At 49.9% G+C, this 21173-nt stretch carries 15 protein-coding genes; 4 read left to right on the top strand and 11 right to left on the bottom strand.

Annotated elements, in window-relative coordinates:
- Positions 1-129 precede the first annotated feature (129 nt).
- From pyrC to LAT77_RS04765, 4 genes are all read right to left on the bottom strand, one after another.
- The gene (pyrC, locus tag LAT77_RS04780) at positions 130-1188 is read right to left on the bottom strand and encodes a dihydroorotase (protein ID WP_290563420.1); all 1059 of its coding nucleotides are present in this window, start codon (positions 1186-1188) and stop codon (positions 130-132) included.
- Positions 1189-1262: 74 nt separating this feature from the next.
- The gene (locus tag LAT77_RS04775; RefSeq protein WP_290563419.1) at positions 1263-3248 is read right to left on the bottom strand and encodes a MacB family efflux pump subunit; all 1986 of its coding nucleotides are present in this window, start codon (positions 3246-3248) and stop codon (positions 1263-1265) included.
- A 3-nt stretch (positions 3249-3251) separates the two neighbouring features.
- The gene (locus tag LAT77_RS04770; protein WP_290563418.1) at positions 3252-4397 is read right to left on the bottom strand and encodes an efflux RND transporter periplasmic adaptor subunit; all 1146 of its coding nucleotides are present in this window, start codon (positions 4395-4397) and stop codon (positions 3252-3254) included.
- 1 nt (position 4398) lies between these two features.
- Entirely contained in the window at positions 4399-5019 is a 621-nt protein-coding gene (locus tag LAT77_RS04765; RefSeq protein ID WP_290563417.1) for a thymidine kinase, read from the bottom strand.
- 163 nt (positions 5020-5182) lie between these two features.
- Between LAT77_RS04765 and LAT77_RS04760 the strand changes: the two genes are divergently transcribed.
- Entirely contained in the window at positions 5183-6484 is a 1302-nt protein-coding gene (locus tag LAT77_RS04760; RefSeq protein ID WP_290563416.1) for an adenosine deaminase family protein, read from the top strand.
- Between the two features lie 33 nt (positions 6485-6517).
- On the opposite strand, the gene LAT77_RS04755 is transcribed toward LAT77_RS04760, so the two are convergent.
- Positions 6518-7438, bottom strand: a complete 921-nt coding sequence (locus LAT77_RS04755) for a glycosyltransferase family A protein (RefSeq protein ID WP_290563415.1) — start codon at positions 7436-7438, stop codon at positions 6518-6520.
- A 197-nt stretch (positions 7439-7635) separates the two neighbouring features.
- Here LAT77_RS04755 and LAT77_RS04750 point away from each other — a divergent pair, with 197 nt between their 5' ends.
- Positions 7636-10437, top strand: coding sequence for a phosphoenolpyruvate carboxylase (locus LAT77_RS04750; RefSeq protein WP_290563414.1), 2802 nt, complete (start codon positions 7636-7638; stop codon positions 10435-10437).
- A 90-nt stretch (positions 10438-10527) separates the two neighbouring features.
- Here LAT77_RS04750 and ssb read toward each other — a convergent pair whose 3' ends face one another.
- A complete protein-coding gene (gene ssb, locus LAT77_RS04745; RefSeq protein ID WP_290563413.1) occupies positions 10528-11046 on the bottom strand; it encodes a single-stranded DNA-binding protein in 519 nt (172 codons plus the stop codon).
- Positions 11047-11064: 18 nt separating this feature from the next.
- Entirely contained in the window at positions 11065-12435 is a 1371-nt protein-coding gene (locus tag LAT77_RS04740) for an MFS transporter (RefSeq protein WP_290563412.1), read from the bottom strand.
- Positions 12436-12645: 210 nt separating this feature from the next.
- Between LAT77_RS04740 and uvrA the strand changes: the two genes are divergently transcribed.
- Together uvrA and LAT77_RS04730 are read left to right on the top strand one after the other, a co-directional pair.
- Complete coding sequence (uvrA, locus tag LAT77_RS04735; RefSeq protein ID WP_290563411.1) at positions 12646-15480, top strand: excinuclease ABC subunit UvrA; 2835 nt, start codon at positions 12646-12648, stop codon at positions 15478-15480.
- Positions 15481-15498: 18 nt separating this feature from the next.
- A complete protein-coding gene (locus LAT77_RS04730; RefSeq protein ID WP_290563410.1) occupies positions 15499-16440 on the top strand; it encodes a glutaminase in 942 nt (313 codons plus the stop codon).
- On the opposite strand, the gene LAT77_RS04725 is transcribed toward LAT77_RS04730, so the two are convergent.
- From LAT77_RS04725 to LAT77_RS04710, 4 genes are all read right to left on the bottom strand, one after another.
- Positions 16423-17295, bottom strand: a complete 873-nt coding sequence (locus LAT77_RS04725; RefSeq protein WP_290563409.1) for a hypothetical protein — start codon at positions 17293-17295, stop codon at positions 16423-16425. The two genes, LAT77_RS04730 and LAT77_RS04725, sit on opposite strands and share 18 nt — an antisense overlap.
- Positions 17296-17358: 63 nt before the next feature.
- Complete coding sequence (locus LAT77_RS04720; protein ID WP_290563408.1) at positions 17359-18957, bottom strand: AbgT family transporter; 1599 nt, start codon at positions 18955-18957, stop codon at positions 17359-17361.
- Between the two features lie 125 nt (positions 18958-19082).
- On the bottom strand, positions 19083-19928 hold the full coding sequence (locus LAT77_RS04715) for a PepSY domain-containing protein (protein WP_290563407.1): 846 nt from the start codon (positions 19926-19928) through the stop codon (positions 19083-19085).
- Complete coding sequence (locus LAT77_RS04710; protein ID WP_290563406.1) at positions 19916-20650, bottom strand: PepSY domain-containing protein; 735 nt, start codon at positions 20648-20650, stop codon at positions 19916-19918. Before LAT77_RS04710 ends, LAT77_RS04715 begins: the two co-directional genes overlap by 13 nt.
- Between the last annotated feature and the right edge of the window lie 523 nt (positions 20651-21173).

Here is a 21173-nt window from a genome sequence, read left to right as displayed (position 1 = left end):
GCCACAATCTTAAGGCTAATATGACACTATGTATTCATATTCTAAAGGTTTTTTTGTTAAATTGCGTCCATTTTTGACTATGACGTTTGGTATATCGCAGTTGTTCAGTGTCTCGCTGAGACCGACACTTCAGAGTGTCTGCTGCTGCCACATTAATTCTCGTCCTGCCCAGTACGGTACCCAACTCTGGTCACCATGGTGGACTAATTCAGGAGCATTCCAAGTGTATTTTTGCAACGTGATTGTGTCGGTATTGCGCGGTAGATCATAGAAGTCCGCGCCGAAGTGACTGGCAAACCCTTCCAATTTATCGAGTGCGTCAAGTTCAGCAAAGGCCTGCGCATAAAGCTCAATTGCGGTAAATGCGGAAAAACAACCGGCACATCCGCACGCAGTCTCCTTCTTTTCTCGCACATGCGGGGCCGAATCAGTGCCGAGGAAAAACTTCGGACTACCGCTCGTGGCCGCTTTTTGCAGTGCTTCTTGGTGAGTCCGGCGTTTTAATACCGGTAGGCAATAGTTATGCACATACACGCCACCGACCAACAAGTCGTTGCGGTTCATCAGGATGTGTTGCGGGGTGATCGTCGCAGCGACCTGGTCATGTGCGGCGGCAACAAAATCGGCAGCGTCTTTGGTCGTAATGTGCTCTAACACCACTTTCAAGCGCGGAAACTGTTCGGTAATCGGCACTAAATAACGGTCAATAAAAACTTTTTCACGGTCAAAAATGTCAATTTCAGGTTCTGTCACTTCACCATGAACCAATAAGGGCACACCGTGTTCTTGCATCACCTCAAGCGTTGCCGCCATGCCTTCGACCGAGCGCACTCCAGCCGCAGAATTTGTCGTCGCACCCGCAGGATACAGCTTAAAGCCAATGACGGTTTCGTCTTGCGCTGCAGCCATAACGGTTTCAGCCGTTGTGTCCTGAGTAAGATAAAGGGCCATGCGGGGATCAAAGGTCATGTCACTCGGCAACGCAGACATAATCCGTTGGCGGTACTGAGCGGCGAGCTCAACATTCGTCACTGGCGGCACTAAGTTTGGCATCACCACCGCACGATGAAAGGTTCGCGCCGTCGCCGGCACGGTCATGCCTAACATGTCGCCATCGCGTAAGTGTACATGCCAGTCGTCAGGGCGAGTAATGGTCAATGAAGTGGGTGATGGTGTGGATACAGACATGAAAAACTCCCCTGAACAAACGGTGACTTCGAATTATAACCGTATTGTAGGGGAGTTTCTTATTTCAGGACAACTTATTCGCTCGCGAGTGCTTGAACTGGGTCGAGCTGCGCCGCTTTTCGTGCGGGCACGTAACCGAAGATCAAGCCGGTCAAGAATGCACAGCCAAACGCTAATATCACAGGCGTTGTTGCAAACATCACGGAATTACCAAAACTAGCGATGACCCATGTAATGCCAAGGCCAAGTGCAACACCAATCAGACCACCGAGTAGAGCAACCGTAACCGCTTCGATCAAGAATTGCATACGGATCTGTCCACCGCGGGCACCGACGGCCATGCGGATACCGATTTCGCGCGTTCGCTCGGTGACACTGACCAACATGATATTCATTACCCCAATACCACCGACCACCAAAGAAATAACCGCGATGACACCAAGGAGTAAGGTCATGGTGTTCTGGGTTTCGGTCGCGGTCTCGATAATCGAAGCCATGTTACGAATTTGGAAGTCTTCAACGCCATGGCGTTCGAGCAGTAAGCTATGCACTTGATCGTTGGCCTCTTGCATGACGGCGGCATCACTCGACACGACCGCTACCGTGACGTTACGCAAGAAGCGCTGACCGAATAGCCGCAATGAGCCGGTGCTAAATGGCACAAAGACAACATCATCTTGGTCTTGCCCCCAGGGCGATGCTCCGCGCTCGCTCATCACACCGATGACGCGGAACAAGACGTTGTTAATCAACATGACCTCGCCAAGCGGATCGGTGTCTGGGAATAATTGCCGCGCAACTGTTTGGCCAATCACGGCTACGGTTGCATACAACTCTTCGTCTTCACGAGTAAAGAAACTGCCCTTTTCCACCGTCCATTGCCGCGCAATTGGAAACTCCGGATAGGTCGCGTTCACTTGTGCTTCTTTATCGAAACCCGAGCGCCGTAAGGTACGGTTGCCAGTCAGCTCCGGAACAGCAGCCAAGACCAGCGGTAACTCATTAATCGCGTCAACATCTTCTGGTATTAAGGTTGCGACTCCCCAACGGCCCCGCTGATTGGGCGCACCAGGAAATACCGTTAATAAATTCGAACCCATGGCACTAATGCGGTCGACCACGTCCTGCCGCGCACCTTGGCCAATCGCCAACATCGATATCACCGCCGCGACGCCAATCACAATACCGAGCAACGTCAGCGCCGTACGAAAAATATTTTGCCGTAAAGCGGTTAACGCAGTAATAAAAGCACGACCGGCATCCATTACCGGACTTGGGTCACCCGCACCGGGACCGGACGGTGGCTGTACCTGCGGTGAACGCTCCCGATTCCACGCATCTTTAACAATTTCGCCGTCTTTGAGTTCAATGACGCGATCCGCATGGGCGGCAACTTCATGATCATGAGTAATCAAAATGATCGTATGGCCTTCGGCTGATAACTCTTTCAGCAACGCCATTACTTCTGTGCCACTTTGGCTGTCAAGTGCGCCCGTTGGCTCGTCCGCAAGAATAATCTCACCGCCATTCATGAGCGCTCGAGCAATAGACACCCGTTGCTGTTGACCACCGGATAACTCGCTCGGCTTATGGTGCGTTCGATCTTCCAGACCCAAACGCTTAAGCAGTGCATTTGCGCGGTCATGGCGGGCGTCGGTACCCATCGATGTATAGCCTGCAGGCAGCTCTGCATTGGCGAGCGCTGTTGCACCACCCAATAAGTTGTACTGTTGGAATACAAAACCGAATGCACTGCGACGCAATTTTGCCAACTCGTCACGGTCCATATCGGCCACAGCATGCCCGCGAAAGAGGTATTCGCCTTCAGTCGGTTTATCTAAGCAACCTAAAATATTCATTAAGGTCGACTTACCCGAGCCCGAACTACCGACGATGGCAACAAATTCACCTGCGTGAATATCAAGGTCTAAACCGTGCAACACTTGCGTCGTAATTGCACCGGTTTGATAACTTTTCTTCACGCCACGGATCCGAATCAGTGGTTCTGATTGGTTCTGTTGATGCTTTGCAGCCGCTGCGGCTTCCAGTTGCTTTGCCATGATTTAGCCTCGCATCATCCGCGCTGCGCCAGGAGGCATACCACCAGGCATGGCTTGCTGGGCCGGAATAATGACTTCATCGCCGGCGTTTAAGCCGGACTTAATTTCGATGTACACACGGTCGCTGATACCAATTTGGACGTTGACCGTCTCGACAACGCCGTTACGTAACACTTGCACAGAACCTTGGCCGCGCCCGGTTGGACGCACCGCGCCGGCTGGAACCGAGAGCACTTGCTCTGCGCTCGCAACAACAAAGAAAACTTGCGTCGTCATTTGCGGTAATAAACGTCCGTCTTCATTGGGCACGTCAAATAATGCGTTGTAAAGAACAACATTGTTTTCCACCCGCGGTGTCGGCTCGATAAGCTCCAAAGTGCTGTACCAGCGCTGACCACGGTTGCCCAAGGTGGTGAAATACACGGGCATCTCATCGCGTAAGCGGCTGATATCCGCTTCCGAAACTTGTGCTTCAACGCGCATCACTGACAAGTCTGCAATCGTCAAAATCGTCGGCGTCGTCTGCGCCGCGTTCAGTGTTTGACCGCGACGTGCAACAATACTGGTCACCGTACCTGACATTGGGGCGAAAATACGAGTGTAGTTGAGATTCGCTTCATCAGCACGCAAGGAGGACTCAGTTTGCTCAATTTGCGCTTGTACAGCGTCTAACCGAGCAGATTCAGCGCGCGCAGTCGCTTCGGCACTTTGCACTAATTCTTCTGACGTGGCGTTATCAGCCAATAAACGTTGCTGCCGATTCAAATTAATCAGTGCAAGGTCGAGTGACGCTTGACGCTCACGCAGCTGCGCTTGCTGAAAGCGCAATTGCGCGCGTACACCATCTAAACGTGCTTCAAGGACAGTCGCATCGATTTCAGCCAGCAAATCGCCCGCCTCAACAAAGTCACCGACTTCAACATGGATGCGTTCCAACTGACCCGAAACCTGCGCACCCACATCAACAAAATCTAGAGGTTGTAGACGACCGGTCGCCGTGACGACGACTTCAATGTCACGCACTTCAACTTTGCTTGTATTCATCCGCTGTTGGCCATCATCTTCCGGCCAAAACCACCATGCAGCTGTAGCACCAGCAACAACCACAATGATGACCATCCATAACCAGCTACGTCCTTTCTTTTTCATGCTACCCAACCTCGTTTAAGGGGAATGACTGCTGGTCGACGCCTGCAGCCGCTAACGCTTCAACCCAGTGTTTACGACAACAACTGACATATCGATCGTTGCCGCCTATCGCAATTTGTTCTCCGGCATTCACTGCCTTACCATCGGGACCGCAACGGTAGACCATGGTCGCTTTACGGCCGCAGAAACAAATGGTTTTGATTTCTGTCAGTTTGTCCGCAATTGCCAACAAGGTTGCGCTACCTGCAAACGCATTTCCAAATGCGTCTGTACGGATGCCATAACACATCACCGGGACATTTAACTCATCAACGACGCGCGCTAATTGCCAAACTTGTTCTGGCGTCAGAAACTGAGCCTCGTCGAGCAAAATACAATCCAGCACTTGGCTGTTTAAAACTGCATTAAGCCGTTCGAACAAATTCGTCTTCGTCGTGAACGTTTCCGCAGCGCGCGACAAGCCCAAGCGCGAGTGGATTTGCCCCTCGCCTGCTCGAGCATCCAGCGCTGGCGTTAACAACATAACCTGCTGGTCGCGTTCTTCGTAGTTATATGCGACTTGTAATAGCGATGTGCTCTTTCCGGCATTCATTGCCGAATAAGTGAAATACAGCGATGCCATAATGTTCCATTATTCTTGTTGTCGAGGCAGAGTGTGCAAACACATCCGACCGCAATCGCGGGGACTGTATGTTCGCACTGTGTTTGGTGCAATCGAAAACCGCGCAACTGCATAAAAAATGCGATATAATGCGCGGTTAAATACATGTGCAGGAGTTCTCTTTATGTCACCATCCGCTTCCGTTAATAACCTAACCTCCAGTTTAGTTTCTAACCAATCTGGACGTGGTTCGAGCACCACATATTCGCTCGATTTCATACGTGAAATTCCAAAAGCGGATTTACACCTGCATTTAGATGGTAGTTTACGCCCTCAAGGCCTGATTGAAATGGCCAAGCGCAGTAAAATTGAGTTGCCATCGTACACAGTTGCGGGTCTAAAAGAACTCGTTTTTAAAGAAAAGTATAACAATCTCGGTGAATATTTAAACGGCTTCCAATATACCTGTGCGGTCCTACGTGATCTTGAGAATATGGAACAAGCGGCGTACGAACTTGCGATTGATAATCTCGAAGAAGGCGTCAATTACATCGAAGTCCGTTTTGCCCCGCAGTTATTGATGGACCCAACCACAGGCATTGGCTTTGATGAGGTGATGCATGCGGTCAACAATGGTTTGGCCAAAGCAAAAGCTGAGTACAATGCGCGACCAGACGTTGGCTTGACGCCTGGCCTAAAACCACCATTCGAATACGGCATCATTAACTGCGCGATGCGTATGTTTGGCAAAAAAGGTTTTTCGCCCTACTACACCCAGCTCTTCCAACTGCTGCGTGATCATGATCCGATGGACGTGATTAAAACCGCCGCCATGGAACTAATTCGTGCTAGCGTTCGCCTGCGCGATGAGGAAGGTATGCCGATTGTTGGTTTGGATATTGCCGGTCAAGAGAACGGCTATCCGGCGCACAAGTTTAAAGACGTGTATGAATACGCGCATCAGAATTTCCTCTTGAAAACGGTACATGCCGGCGAAGCATACGGTGCAGAAAGTATTTTTGAAGCCTTAACCACCTGTTATGCGGATCGTTTGGGTCATGGCTATTCCTTGTTCTCGCCCGAAATGATTGAAGACGCGAAAATTACGGACAAAGAAGCTTACAGCCAGTCTCTTGCATCCTACATTGCGGATCGTCGAATCGCGATTGAGGTTTGTTTAACCAGTAATTTACAGACGCACCCTGCAATTACGGACATTAAAGAGCATAACTTCCGCCACATGTTGGAGAACCGCATCGCGACCGTTATTTGTACCGATAACCGGTTGGTTTCAAATACGACTGTTAGTGATGAGTACAAGCTTGCTTTGGATAATTTCGATGTCCCGTTAAAGCGCTTGAAAGATATGGTGGCCTACGGCTTTAAAAAGAATTTCTTCCCTGGCGACTATGTTGAAAAGCGCTCCTATGCAAAACATACGTTGGAATATTTTGATTCGGTTGCGCGCAAGTACGGCTTTATCTAAGGCCGTACTTGCTCAGTTCGAGCCTGCTAAAACTCACTTGGCGAGCTTCTGGGAAATCTTGTGAATGACTCGCAACCATGGATAGACGTTAATTTGGCTGTAAGTAAAGGGTCGTTTAGCGTCACGTTCTGTCACTAAGAAGTCTTCGGCAACCGGTAACACGGTTGCCACATCCCGTTCCTTCAACGCGGTAATTTGCCGACCCGTCATGCCAAAAAAGCGATTCGGTTTGGTGCCACGCAGTTGCTCGGCTTTTGCCACCGCCCACGACTTTTTTTTGCCACGAAACACTGGCACTTCCGGCAAAAACATGGCGAACGGGTGCAGCATCATGCCCATTTTTCCAAATAGCTTGTCGGCTTGTTCGGCATTCACCGTTTCTCCATTAGCAAATTGCCAATTCGCTTCGCTGAGTCGCGGTACATGCGCGATCATGGCATCAGCATAGCTAATACCACGCGGGTTGGCTTTTTCTGGATAATGGCGGAAATACACCGGATAGTCTTCAGCCAGCTGCGTAATACGCTGGTCACGTCGCTTACGCATGCCCTTTAGAAACAGCGGATTCAAAAACGCGGTGTTGGTGAAGTGAGCAAAAAAACCTTCGACATTAGCTTGATCATCCGCAGCCACGTCGCGCACCACTTGCATATCGTCTTGCAGAAACAGCGCCAGCTCTGCACCTTTGCCAGCCGCATGCTCAAGCGCCAGTTGCATATTGTTATACAAGCCACCGTGGCGTGACGACTCCTGTGCTTGGCTTTGCAACAGCCCGATGCCGTTTGGCAAATCACGCAAATAGGTTTGCGTGTCAGCATCATCACTACGGTCATCGACTACCCACACCGCAACATTGGTTAAATGACGCTGAATCGACGCGATGCAATTCGCCAAAAAGTCGCCGCGATTATAGGAAAATACGTACACATGCAGCCAAGGCACCACTTTGCTCATCAGGTTCACACGCCTTCATTAAGAGAACTTAATCGGGACTTTAACGCATCTACTTAATTTGGCCAAGATTTCTGGTAACTTGCGGCAGCAAGCGCAAAGTGATTTATTCGCGATTTGGTTAAAAATCAAGAACCAGTTAAAGTAGTCGTTATACTGAGGCTACGTCCTCGCTTCTGCCGTATATCGGGAGGAACACAATGCCATACACCACCCCAAAGAGCGTTCACGCAAACAGTTTGCAGCTCGTCCAAGAAAAGCTCGGGAAGCCTTATTTTGACTTCGATTTTTTGCTGGAATGCTTGCAAGAAGTTCTGATTGAAAATGGCGAAGAAGCACTTTTACCCTATTTCCCCTGGCATAACGCATTCGAAGAAATTCCCGCACAATTTGCCGGCAAACAAATTCAGCTGTATTCGATTATTTTCCAAATGTTGAATATGGCTGAAGTCAACGGTGCCGTGCAGAACCGTCGGAAAGTGGAAGATGAAAAGTCGTTGGCGGCGGTGAATGGTTTGTGGGGAGAGCGTCTGAAAACCTTGCTCGCGGCGGGGCTAAATGCTGAAGAAATTGCGCAAATTTTGCCCCAGGTACGAGTCGAGCCGGTGCTGACCGCCCACCCCACCGAGGCCAAGCGAGCCACCGTCCTCGAACATCACCGTGAGCTCTATCTGCTGCTAGTCAAACGCGAAAACCAAATGTGGACCACTCGTGAACAAGCAGAGATTCGGCAAGAAATTAAACTGGTACTCGAGCGTTTGTGGCGCACCGGCGAGATTTTTGTCGAAAAGCCGGATGTTCAATCTGAATTACGCAACGTGATGCACTATCTCACCAACGTGTTTCCCGATGTCATTGATTTAGTCGACAAACGTCTACTGCAAGCGTGGGATTACCTGAAGCTCGACCCAGCACTTTTGCGCAAGGCACGTCAGTTCCCGAAAATATCCTTTGGCAACTGGGTCGGCGGCGATCGCGATGGCCATCCCTTTGTTACCCCCGAGGTGACCGCGTATACCCTCACAACCCTTCGCCTCAACGCCTTTGTGATTATCCGGCGGGCGCTGATTAAATTGGTCACACACCTTAGTTTCTCCTGCCATTATGCAGACACCATCCACGCTTTGCAGCGCCGTATTGATGCCATGCGCAGCGAGCTCAGCGATGCAGGTGAACAAAGTTACCAACGCAATCGCGGTGAAGTGTTTCGCCAGTTTGTCAACCTGTGCATCACCAAATTGCCGCTCGATATCAAGCGCCAGCACGCCACCGAGCTTAAAGAACACCCAAGCAGCTATCGTTTCGCCAAAGAACTCATTGCCGATCTAGAGCTATTGCAAGAGGCTCTCGTTGCCTACGGCGCCAAAGCCGTTGCCCAACACGATGTTAACCGCGCCATCCGCATCGTCGAAACCTTCGGCTTTCACCTCGCTAAGTTGGATATCCGCCAAAATAGTAGTTTCCACGATAAGGCCGTAGCGCAGCTACTGAACAGTGCAGGCGAAGACGGCGATAAATTTTTGACGTGGAACGAAGCGGAGCGACTCGCATTTTTTAACACCGAACTCAAAAAGAATCGCCCCTTTGCTCACGTTAAAACGCCATTGCCAAGTGAAGCCGATGCTGTGGTATCCGCCTTCCGCGTCGTGGCCGACCATGTCGAAAAATATGGAACGGCAGCAATAGGTTCCATTATTGTCAGCATGACCCGCGATGTCTCCGATCTTCTGGCGGTCTATCTGTTAGCACGCGAAGCCGGCCTAACCGAAAATACCGCCGCGGGCTTGCGTTGCAAAGTCCCAGTTGTTCCGCTTTTCGAAACGATTAACGATCTACAAAACAGCGCACGTATTATGGATGGCTTTCTTGCCCATCCCATGACCAAACGCAGCCTCGCTCATCAGCAAGAACTGAACCACGACCAAGTACCCGTGCAGCAGGTGATGGTTGGCTATAGCGATAGTAATAAAGACGGTGGGATTTTGGCGAGCCAGTGGAGCCTATACAAAGCGCAGGAACAGCTCGTGCAAGTCGGCAACGGCAAAGGAATTAAAATCCGCTTCTTCCACGGTAAAGGTGGCACGATTAGCCGCGGCGCGGGACCCACGAACTGGTTTATTCAAGCGCTGCCCCCTTGTTCGGTCAACGGTGACATGCGCCTCACCGAACAAGGGGAAACCATTTCACAGAAGTATGCCAACCAACGCAACGCCAGTTCAAATATAGAAATGTTAATGGCCAGTGCGACAGCTGCCACGCTCCTCGATTCGCAGAGCAATCAATGCACCGCGCATGCTCAGGAAAAAACGTGGGCATTCCTAGCCGAAAAGAGCAAAGCGTTTTATCAGCAACTGATTAAAAATCCGCATTTTCTCGACTATTTCGCTGCTGCAACACCCATTGATGCGATTGAAAGTAGCCGCATAGGTTCGCGCCCAGCGCGCCGCACCGGAACGCGTACGCTCGACGATCTGCGTGCTATTCCATGGGTATTCAGCTGGTCGCAATCGCGTGCCAATATTACCAGTTGGTACGGCGTGGGTTATACCTTCACATTATTAAAAACAGAAAACCCGGAAGCATTTGCAGCTCTCAAAGCCTCATTTGCGACTGACCCTCTGCTGAAATACGTACTGACCAACGTCGACACCGCACTTGCTGCCTCGAACCTAACCATCATGGAGTCGTACGCGAACTTGGTCACGGATCCTGCAACTCGCGCAGCTATCTACCCACTGCTCCGCGACGAGTTAAAGCGCACACGACAAATTATCGACGAGTTTTTCGGTAAACCATTTCCAGAGCGCCGGCCGAACCATTACTACTCGAACGTTCTGCGTGAAGAGGCGCTGCAATCGCTGCACCGCACGCAATTGAATCTATTAGCTCAGTGGCGACAGCAGAAAGAAACGGGCAGTAGCGAAGACGAACGCGAGCAAACGCTACTCACCTTGTTGATGACCATTAATGGTATTGCCGGTGCACTGCGCAATACGGGTTAACTGTGAATGGTCAACGGTCAGTGTACACAAACAAGCCGCAGAATCTGCGGCTTGAGGATGAAAGGTAGACAGGGGTAACGGTGCCAAATCCTAGAACGGTATATCGTCATCCAAGTCATCAGTGAATGGCTTCGGTTGCGCCGGTTGTTGGCTCTGTTGCGGCGCATTGTCCCACTGCCCTTGCTGCTGATTGCTTTGCGGCGCAGCTTGTTGGCGGCTGCCTTGGTTCTGGTTATTCTGCCAGTCCGGGTTACCACCACCGCCACCAGGACGACCATCTAACATTTGCATTTCGTTTGCGACAATTTCCGTGGTGTAACGGTCTTGACCGTCTTGACCTTGCCACTTACGAGTTTGCAAACGGCCTTCAATATAAACTTTGGAACCCTTTTTCAGGTATTCACCGGCAATTTCAGCCAATCGACGGTAACAAACAACACGGTGCCATTCGGTTAACTCTTTCTGTTCACCGGTCTGTTTGTCCTTCCATGTTTCGCTGGTTGCCAAGTTCAAATTTGCGATAGCCACGCTACTTTGGGTATAGCGTACTTCTGGATCTGCCCCTAAATTACCAATCAAAATTACTTTATTTACGCCACGACTGGCCATGTTTCTCTCCTAAAACTGTTACGAGTAACGCGCCAGCAGTCCCTGAATCGCCTGCGCGTCATATTGATCACGTTGAACTTTTAAGTAAACCGCACCTTCATCGGCGATCACAATCGCTTCTTCAATCCCACTCAATGCGGTTAAATCCGAACTTAAACTGGCCGCTTGCTGTTCATTTAAACCGTCAACTTGGAATGTCATGCGAGTGGTCGCAAGAACTTGTTGCAGTCCGACACTAACGAGTAACCAACATACTAGCAGTGCAATGCACAAAATGATAACCCCTGAGGGGCCAAATTTTTGTAAGCTATAGCCGCCAATTACACCACCTAAGAATGCGCCAAAAAATTGCCACGTGGTGTAAATGCCGCTCGCACTTCCTTTACTTCCTGCCGGTGCATGCTGCGTCAGCATCGCTGGCAAACTAGCTTCTAAGTAATTAAAACCAATGAAAAATATCCAGACACCGAGGATAAGCCCAAGAAGCTCATCAGCAAAGACTAAAATGGCTAACAGAGAAACGATCAACATGAGCATAGACAGGCGCATGCCGAGTAATTGTTGTTTGCGACGGACCAAAATAATCATCATCGGCACCATGACCGCAAACGACAATAGTAACGTCGGTAGGTAAAGCCAGCTATGATTCTGTGCTGACAAGCCCGCATCGACGAGCTGCAATGGTAAGGTCACAAACCAAGCGGTCAGCACTAAATGAAGGACAAAAACACCAAAATTCAGCCGCATCAGCTGGCCATGTTTAAGTAAACGTTTCAGCTCTTTCGGCACCGGCAAGACATCACGGCTTGGCACTTGTTGATGAGTCACCGGCATGCCACGCCAGAGCAAAAGGATGCCGCCCACGGCTAACGCTGCTGTCATCCAGAAAAGACCAGACATACCAATCACGCCACCGAGCACTGGCGCAATAATTAAGGCTAGGACAAAAGAAAGGCCAATACCCATGCCGATCACGGCCATGACTTTCGGCCGTTGCTCTTCACGAGCAGAATCCGCCGCTAAAGCTAAAACTGCACCAGCAATCGCCCCTGCGCCTTGCAGAACACGACCAATAATCACCCCGGTCATGGTATCAGCTAGTGCCGCCACAACACTACCAAAAGCAAAGATCGCGAGACCGCCTAAGATCACCGGTCGCCGGCCGATTCGATCGGACAACCAGCCCATTGGAATTTGCAGCATGGCTTGGGTTAACCCATACGCTCCGATGGCAATTCCGACCAGAAACGGCGTGTAATCTGGATAGCTTTGACCATAAATTGCCAGTACCGGCATGATTAAAAACAGGCCCAACATGCGCAAGCCAAAAATCGAGGCTAGCGTGACCGCAGCTCGTTTCTCTGTCCGATTTAATCCTGTCGCACTCATGGTCGCTCAACTACTCACACGATAAAAATTGCAGGCAAGTCTAGCAGAAATCGGGTCCAGTGTAAGCATCGCATCCGTATTGTCTGCGAGGTGAACTTCAAGCTTCCCCTACTTTTGTGTCATAATGGGCGATTGATTTTTGCGCCAGTGATTGCAGCGCGTTAGAAAACGCTCCGAAACTCATCTTTGCTCCAAGTCGTAAAGGACATTATGGATAAAATCGAAGTACGCGGTGCCCGCACCCATAATTTGAAAAATATTAATCTGGAAATTCCGCGTGACAAGTTAGTAGTGATTACTGGCTTGTCGGGATCAGGTAAGTCCTCGCTAGCATTTGATACCTTGTACGCGGAAGGCCAACGTCGGTACGTCGAGTCTTTATCTGCTTATGCTCGTCAGTTTTTAAGCCTCATGGAAAAGCCGGACGTTGACTCCATCGAAGGCCTTTCACCGGCCATTTCTATTGAACAAAAATCGACCTCGCACAACCCACGCTCAACGGTCGGTACCATCACTGAAATCTATGATTATTTGCGTCTTATGTTCGCGCGTATCGGCGAGCCGCGTTGTCCTGAACACCAAGTAACGCTTGCCGCGCAAACCATATCGCAGATGGTCGATCAGGTTATTGCCTTACCTGAAGGCAGCAAAATCATGTTGCTTGCGCCCGTGGTCAAAGGTCGTAAAGGTGAGCATCAAAAAATTCTCGAGAGCTTGAGTCACCAAGGCTATTTGCGCGCACGAATCGACGGCGAAATATGTGATTTAAGCGATCCACCGACACTCGAGTTGCAGAAAAAGCATGATATCGAGGTCGTTGTTGATCGCTTGAAAGTACGTGAAGGCCTCGAACAACGTTTAGCCGAGTCGTTTGAAACGGCACTTGAGCTGTCGCAAGGAACCGCACTCGTGGTGGCCATGGACAGCGACAGCGAACTTGAGCCGATGCTGTTCTCGGCAAACTTTGCTTGTCCGCATTGTGGCTACAGCATGCAAGAGCTTGAACCTCGCCTGTTTTCCTTCAATAACCCGGCTGGAGCCTGCACCAGCTGCGACGGATTGGGTGTAGAGCAGTATTTTGATGCTGAGAAATTGGTCGGCAACCCTGAATTAAGTTTGACCGGTGGCGCGATCCGCGGCTGGGACAAGCGCAATTTTTATTACTACCAAATGCTGCGCTCGTTAGCGAAGCAATTTGAGTTCGACCTCAATGCCCCGTTTGCAGAACTTCCAGAAGACGTTCGTGAGTTAATACTCCATGGCTCCGGTCATCAAGAAGTTCGCTTTACCTATGTCAACGATCGCGGCGACACGGTTGTTCGCAAGCATCCGTTCGAAGGGATCATTCCAAACATGCAACGGCGCTATCGCGAAACAGATTCACAAGCGGTACGTGAAGACCTTGCCAAGTATTTAGCAACCAAACCATGTCGCAGCTGCGGTGGTGCGCGCTTGCGCACCGAGGCACGCCATGTATACGTGAATGACACGACGTTGCCAGAGATTGTCGAGCTTTCCATCGGCGACGCACTGAACTTCTTTCAAACAATTGAGCTGGCTGGTCAGCGGGCGAAAATCGCCGAGAAGATTTTGAAAGAAATCAATGACCGACTCAGTTTCTTGGTCAACGTTGGCTTGAATTATCTGAATTTATCTCGCAGCGCAGAAACCTTATCTGGTGGTGAAGCGCAACGGATTCGCCTCGCAAGCCAGATCGGTGCTGGTTTAGTCGGCGTCATGTATGTCCTTGATGAGCCTTCGATTGGTCTGCACCAACGCGACAATGAGCGCTTGCTGAAAACACTGTGCGATTTGCGCGATCTCGGGAATACCGTCTTGGTTGTTGAACACGACGAAGACGCTATTCGCGCTGCGGATCATGTCATTGATATTGGCCCAGGAGCTGGTGTTCATGGTGGTCAGATTATCGCTCAAGGTACCTACGACGACATCATTAAGTGTGAGGACTCACTTACCGCAGACTACCTGTCGGGACGTAAAGCGATCGCAATTCCGAAAAAGCGGAATAAGCCGGGCAAGCACTGGCTTGAACTGAAAGGGGCTACAGGGAATAATCTAAAAACGGTTGATCTGCGGGTACCCATTGGTTTAATGACGTGCGTCACTGGTGTGTCCGGTTCGGGTAAATCAACCTTAGTCAATGACACCCTCTTTCCACTTGCACACCGAGAATTGAACGGTGCAACGACCACAACAGTGGCCCCTTATCAAAGTATCGACGGCTTACAGCATCTCGATAAAGTGGTCGATATCGATCAAAGCCCAATTGGTCGAACACCGCGCTCGAATCCGGCGACCTATACCGGGATTTTCACACCGATTCGCGAACTCTTTGCTGGTGTGCCGGAGTCGCGGGCACGTGGTTACAAAGTCGGTCGCTTTAGTTTCAATGTCAAAGGTGGCCGTTGTGAAGCCTGTCAAGGAGACGGCGTCATTAAAGTCGAAATGCACTTTTTGCCTGACGTCTATGTGCCTTGTGATATGTGTAAAGGTAAACGCTATAATCGCGAGACTTTGGAAATTCAGTACAAGGGAAAGTCGATTCACGAAGTGCTCGACCTCACCGTCGAAGATGCGCGGGAGTTTTTTGATGCAGTACCAGCAATCGCCCGCAAGCTGCAAACATTGATTGACGTTGGCCTGTCTTATATTCGTCTCGGCCAATCGGCCACGACCTTATCTGGCGGCGAAGCACAGCGCGTCAAACTAGCTCGAGAGCTGTCGAAGCGTGACACTGGCAAGACCTTGTATATCTTGGACGAACCGACAACTGGCTTACATTTTCATGATATTCAACAGCTATTGACGGTGCTCCATCGTTTGCGTGACCATGGCAACACCGTGGTCATTATTGAGCACAACCTCGATGTCATTAAAACGGCGGACTGGATCGTTGATTTAGGTCCAGAGGGCGGTAGCGGAGGAGGTGAAATCCTATTCGCTGGATCACCAGAAGATTTATGTGAGTACGAGCCTTCGCATACCGGTCGATTTTTACGGCCGATGTTAAAAGCCAAAACCTAACAATAACGAGAGCGCTGCATGGAAGGTACCCCAAAGCAACCGAAAAACTGCTCCTCCCTGCTCGAAGAACTTGTCGAGGAAGCCCGTCAAGCACCGATTGGTGGGCAAGTAGCAGACTACATTCCGGCCTTAGCTGAGGTTGACCCCTCCTGCCTGGGCATTGCCGTCGTTGAACTTGACGGCAGTGTTCATACGGCCGGTGATGCAACGATACCCTTCTCGATTCAAAGCATTTCGAAAATCTTTGGTTTAGCCCTCGCCATGGCTCGCACCGATGACACCCTGTGGGAGCGCGTGCGCATGGAGCCGTCGGGTCAGGCATTTAATTCCATCGTGCAATTGGAATGGGAACACGGTATTCCACGCAATCCCTTTATCAATGCCGGCGCTTTGGTTATCGCCGATGTATTGACCAGCCGCTATTCATCAAGCAAAACGGCATTTGTCCAGTACGTTCGACATCTCGCCGGTAAAGAATCAATTAGTGCAGATCATCGGGTATGGGAGTCAGAAAAGCAGCACGGTAACCGCAATGCAGCACTTGCTTATCTGATGAAGAGCTTCGGCAATATCGAGTCCGAAGTGCCAGACGTACTTGACCATTATTTCTTTCAATGTGCGGTGAGTATGAGTTGTGTCGACCTTGCCAGAAGCTTAAGTTTCCTCGCCAATAAAGGCGTACAACCGGGCACTAACGAGCGTATCTGTGACGCTCGCTCAGCTCATCGACTCAATGCACTACTTTCCACGAGTGGCATGTACGATCAATCAGGCGAATTCGCTTTTACGGTCGGTTTACCCGCCAAAAGTGGGGTCGGCGGTGGTATCGTCGCCGTTGTTCCAGATTATGGTGTGATTTGCGCTTGGAGTCCGCCGCTCAATCGCTTTGGCAACCCCGCTCGCGCCGTCAACATGATTACCGAGTTTGCTCAACGTTTGGGATTATCGGTCTATCACTGATGAAAATGACGTCAGCTGTAATTGATAGCGCTTAATTTGCGCTTTGATTTCAGGCTGTGCTGCAAGTCGTTCGAGATCACGGAAAAATTGGCGCTGATCTAATGCACTATGATTCGAGAGAATAATTTGCGTTTCGTACACTTCTTTATGCTCAGGCGAGGCATACAGACCGGCAACAGTCTCTGGCGCTTCCGCAGCCATCCAATGAACAAACTCTTCACTTAGCATCGCAAATTGAATGCGACCATGGCGCAGCATGTTTAATAACGTCAACTGATTATTCGCGCGATACATCTTGTGTTCGATTTCGGAATACAAAATATCGGTGTTCATATTCGTCAGCTGATAGTGATAGCCAACCACACCACCAATGCGGTCCGTTTCTTTTGGCTCCCAGTAGTCGTTTTGCATCGAGTACAAACGATCACAACCTTTTAAAATCCCGGGCGTCGCTGCATAGCTATATCCAGAAGTTTTCCACCCCCAATTCTCCGACTCAAAGAACATGAGGTCACAACAACCGTCGGGCCCTAAAGCTGCATAACGGTCATGCGGCCGGACCTCACGAATTTCAAAACGATACCGTGTTTGCAGCGCATTCAGGTTAGTCACCAATTGGCCGAGAAAATGTTCGTCACTGCCAGAGATAAAATAGGGCGCATAATCATATGCGGCAATGAGAATAAGCTCTCGCTCGGAATCAGCCTCAATGGCAGCGTTGTTGGCATGTGATTCAGAAGAAAAAAATATAAATAAGACGTTGAAAACGCCCACAACAATGAGCGTTTTCAGGAAACTTGACTGACACCGTGCAACAGTGCCAGCATTTCGGTTCATTCGATTATATAAACGCATTCGCTCGATTCAGCTTCTCGTTTAAGTGAATACTACGCGTTTCCCTGCGAATTTAGCTTGGTTTTAGCCGAGCTCATAATAGGTTGCAGCTCCCGGCCCAACCGGCAATCCAGCTGCGAATACCCAAATATAGAATAGGGTAACCCAACCGACGAAGAAGACGATGGTGTAGGGCAGCATGACGGAAATCAATGTGCCAATACCAATATCTTTCTTATACCTCGCCGCGACCGCTAAAATCAATCCAAAGTAACTCATCATTGGCGTAATGATATTGGTCACCGAGTCACCAATCCGATAGGCCGCTTGAACTAATTCTGGTGCGTAGCCAATCAACATTAGCATTGGCACGAAGATGGGTGCAGTAATTGCCCACTGCGCCGAGGCGGAACCCAGCATCAAGTTCACAAATGCACACATCATAATAAAGAAGACAAAGACCATCGGTCCGGTGAGATTAATCGCTTCTAAGAAGGCTGCACCTTTCACCGCCATAATGGTACCGAAGTTGGTCCAGCCGAAGAAGGCAACAAACTGCGCCGCGAAGAAGACTAAAACAATATATAGCCCCATGCTACTCATGGTTTTTGACATCGCGTGAATAACGTCAACGTCACTACGCATGGTGCGTGTCACGTAACCATAGACATAACCGGGGATTGCGAACGTGATAAAGATATACACCACAATACCGTTGAGGAACGGCGAGCGAGCAACACCGCCCGTTTCTTGATTACGCAAAATGCCCCATTCAGGAACGATAGTTAACGCCAACAGTGCGGCCAATCCTAAAAATGTCAGGCCAGCGAGCTTCAAACCCAGCTTCTCTTGAGGGTTGAGCTTTTCCATCTTAACGCTACCGTCATCTTCATAATCAGGGTCTGCTTCCGACGGGTTATATTTACCCAGTTTAGGTTCAACAATTTTTTCGGTAACAAATGCACCTAACGCAGCAATCAAGAAGGTACTGACGATCATGAAGAACCAGTTTGCTTCCGGTCCGACTACATAATCTGAATCCAATAATTGTGCCGCTTCCGTGGTAAAACCGGCCAACAGCGGATCCACCGTGCCGATAAATAGGTTTGCACTATAGCCCGCCGACACCCCAGCAAATGCGGCTGCAAGACCCGCTAATGGATGGCGACCTAAAGAGTGGAAGATCATCGCAGCGAGTGGCACTAAAACCACGTAGCCAAGCTCTGAGGCGGTATTAGAGATAACCCCAGCAAACACAACCACGATCGTGACCATTCGTGGCGACGCCCCCATGACCATGCCACGCATTAAAGCTGACAACATCCCCGAGCGTTCGGCAACACCAACACCCAAAATCGCGACGAGAACAGTACCTAGAGGCGCAAAACCGGTAAAGTTGGTCACCAAGTTCGAGACCATCCAGCGGATACCGTCACCACTGAGCAAGCTATTCACGGTAATAATAACGCCTTCTTGCCCCGGGCGTGGGTCAGCTGCACTGACACCAAAAAACGCAGCAAGGCCACTGGCAAACACAACCAAAAGTGCAAAGAGAGCGAATAAGGTAACCGGATGAGGTAATAAATTCCCAAGCCATTCGACAGTGTCTAGAAAACGGGTAAACCAACCGCGCTTATTTAAATTGTTCGAAGAGTTATTATTTTGGTTCTGAGCAGCGGCCATGCCGTTCTCCCTCGTTCATCTCGACGAACACCACTGCGCTCGTCATATTCATGTTTACAGCGCTAACCACTGCGTTTTATTTGTCACAACACTCGGCAACAAGAATGCCGCGTATTGTACGGTAATCAGCGCCGCACAACAAATCCGCCCTGCTGCCAAATGCGCACTAACAGCAACACACCACTTAAGACAAACCACAAGCACAGCAAGCCAAGTGTAATAATAAGAACATTATTGAAATTACGTGCACCACTGTAATCCATAAAATGAAGCCGATACATCCAGTCTGCAATGACCCACGGATCATTACGGTGCCCCATAACGTCGCCACTCGCTTCGTTAATATATACTCGAGTATTCAACTCGTCTTGGAAGTTCACACGAAAATTTCGTCCTTGTGAGGTCGGTAATTCATAAGCCTGACTTACTTGCTCTATACCACCAAATAAACCTGGGCCCGCGTAGGACTGAACCGCTAGACGCTGCGCCGTGACCGTTGAAGTAAACCAAGGTCGGCCGCTCGTTGCATCAAACCATAACTGCGAGCGATGCAAATGGTCTGCGCCATGAGCCACGTCATGTTCAATTTTAAATTGTGCAAGACCATCGACAGCACGCAACTCAATTGAGCGGACAGACTGCAACCGTTCAAGACGATCGAGCGGTAGCTGCAATGCCACCTTTGGTAGTGCTTCAACCGGAATTGACTGTTGATACTGCGTTGCCGACAAAGCCTCACGACCCTGCCAACTAAAATAAAAGCCGGAGACGACCCAAATCAGCAGTTGAATACATAAAATAACGGCTAACGAGCGATGAATACGCACAAGCATGGACGTTTTCACACCACAAGGCTTCGGCAACCCTTTCATTTGTTTACGTAAACGGCGCTTCGCAAGCCTTTTTCCTTGCCCGTTTCTATTCGACTCAAGCTTCGAAACGTCCGGTGCTGATGAGTTTACCGCTTCCATCGCATCCTCCACTTTCGAATCAAGAAATGTCGAATTAATAGATAGCCACCGCTCAGGACAATCAAAAACGTTGAAACCGTAAAGAATAAAATCCAAGGCGTACTGATATTCTGACGTTCTTGATAATCCATAATGTGGAGCATCCAAGCAATATCAAACCAACGCCAAGCGCGGTGCCGTTTAGTGACCAATTCACCGGTCTGCGCACTCAGGTATAACGAAGTTTGACGGCGGTCGCCAAAATCCACCCGCCAAACCGGTAAATGCCTCGGATTCAACTCCGAAGGGGCTTCTTGCGTTAACAAATCAACCGCCAGCAAGTGCGGCTCTTGACCATCGATCGGCCGGTAGTAAAGATGAGCGAGCGCTTGAATATCGAGTTCATTCAGCTCAACCAACTCTAAACTATCCGGCTCAAGCAGAAATTTATCGCTTTCGGTGGTGACCTGAAAGACGTGCTGAAAGCGATCATGAATAAAGCGATTTACTAATAAGACATTCGTCGCCGCAGGATAAGTAGCCACAACATCCTGAAAACGAGCAGCCACAGAAAAATCTTCAAGCGGCCGGTCTGCCTCTTGAACCAAGTGATTACCATGAATATACGGCAATTGCATTAACACCATAAATGCCCCAGTCACAGCCCAAATAATGAGCTGTAAACCGAACAACAGTGTTAACCAACGATGTACTTTTCGAACATTCCAAGCTTTAGCGCGCATTTTTATTATTTTTCTACAGCCGAAGAGCACTCTTTTTAGCATGCCACGCCTTGAGCGGCAAGCTCCGCTGCGAGAACTGGCTTCCGAGGGTTGCCATGGTCGACTTTAGCTCCGCTTTGGGAACGGGCGCGAGAGGGGAAGGTGCTTGCTTTGGCCTAACATGCAACGCCGGCAATATCGCGCAAGCGATGAGCCGAGGCGCGCCTGAGGAATGTCGTCGCCATGGATGGCGACGCCATAGCGATACACGGATGTACTTGAGCGATCCTCAGGTGCGCCTCGGCTTAGCGCGGAAGCGATATTCAACCGTGGCTCGTTTGGCCAAAGCGAGGACCAAACGCAAAAGCCGCTGCAACCTCGGCACCCAACGAGCAGGCAACAAAAAAGGCTCCCGAAGGAGTAATGCCAGTCAGTTAAGCTGACTGGCATTTTTTCTTTTAAGGGGGTATTTCCTTGTTTTCGGCTTCACCCACCTCGGATAACATCTATCCTCGCGGCGTTCCGGTAGTTTAAAGTACCCCAT

It is taken from the genome of Aliidiomarina sp., from assembly GCF_022565475.1.
GTDB lineage: Bacteria > Pseudomonadota > Gammaproteobacteria > Enterobacterales > Alteromonadaceae > Aliidiomarina.
This window is presented reverse-complemented; position numbering and strand designations above follow the sequence as displayed.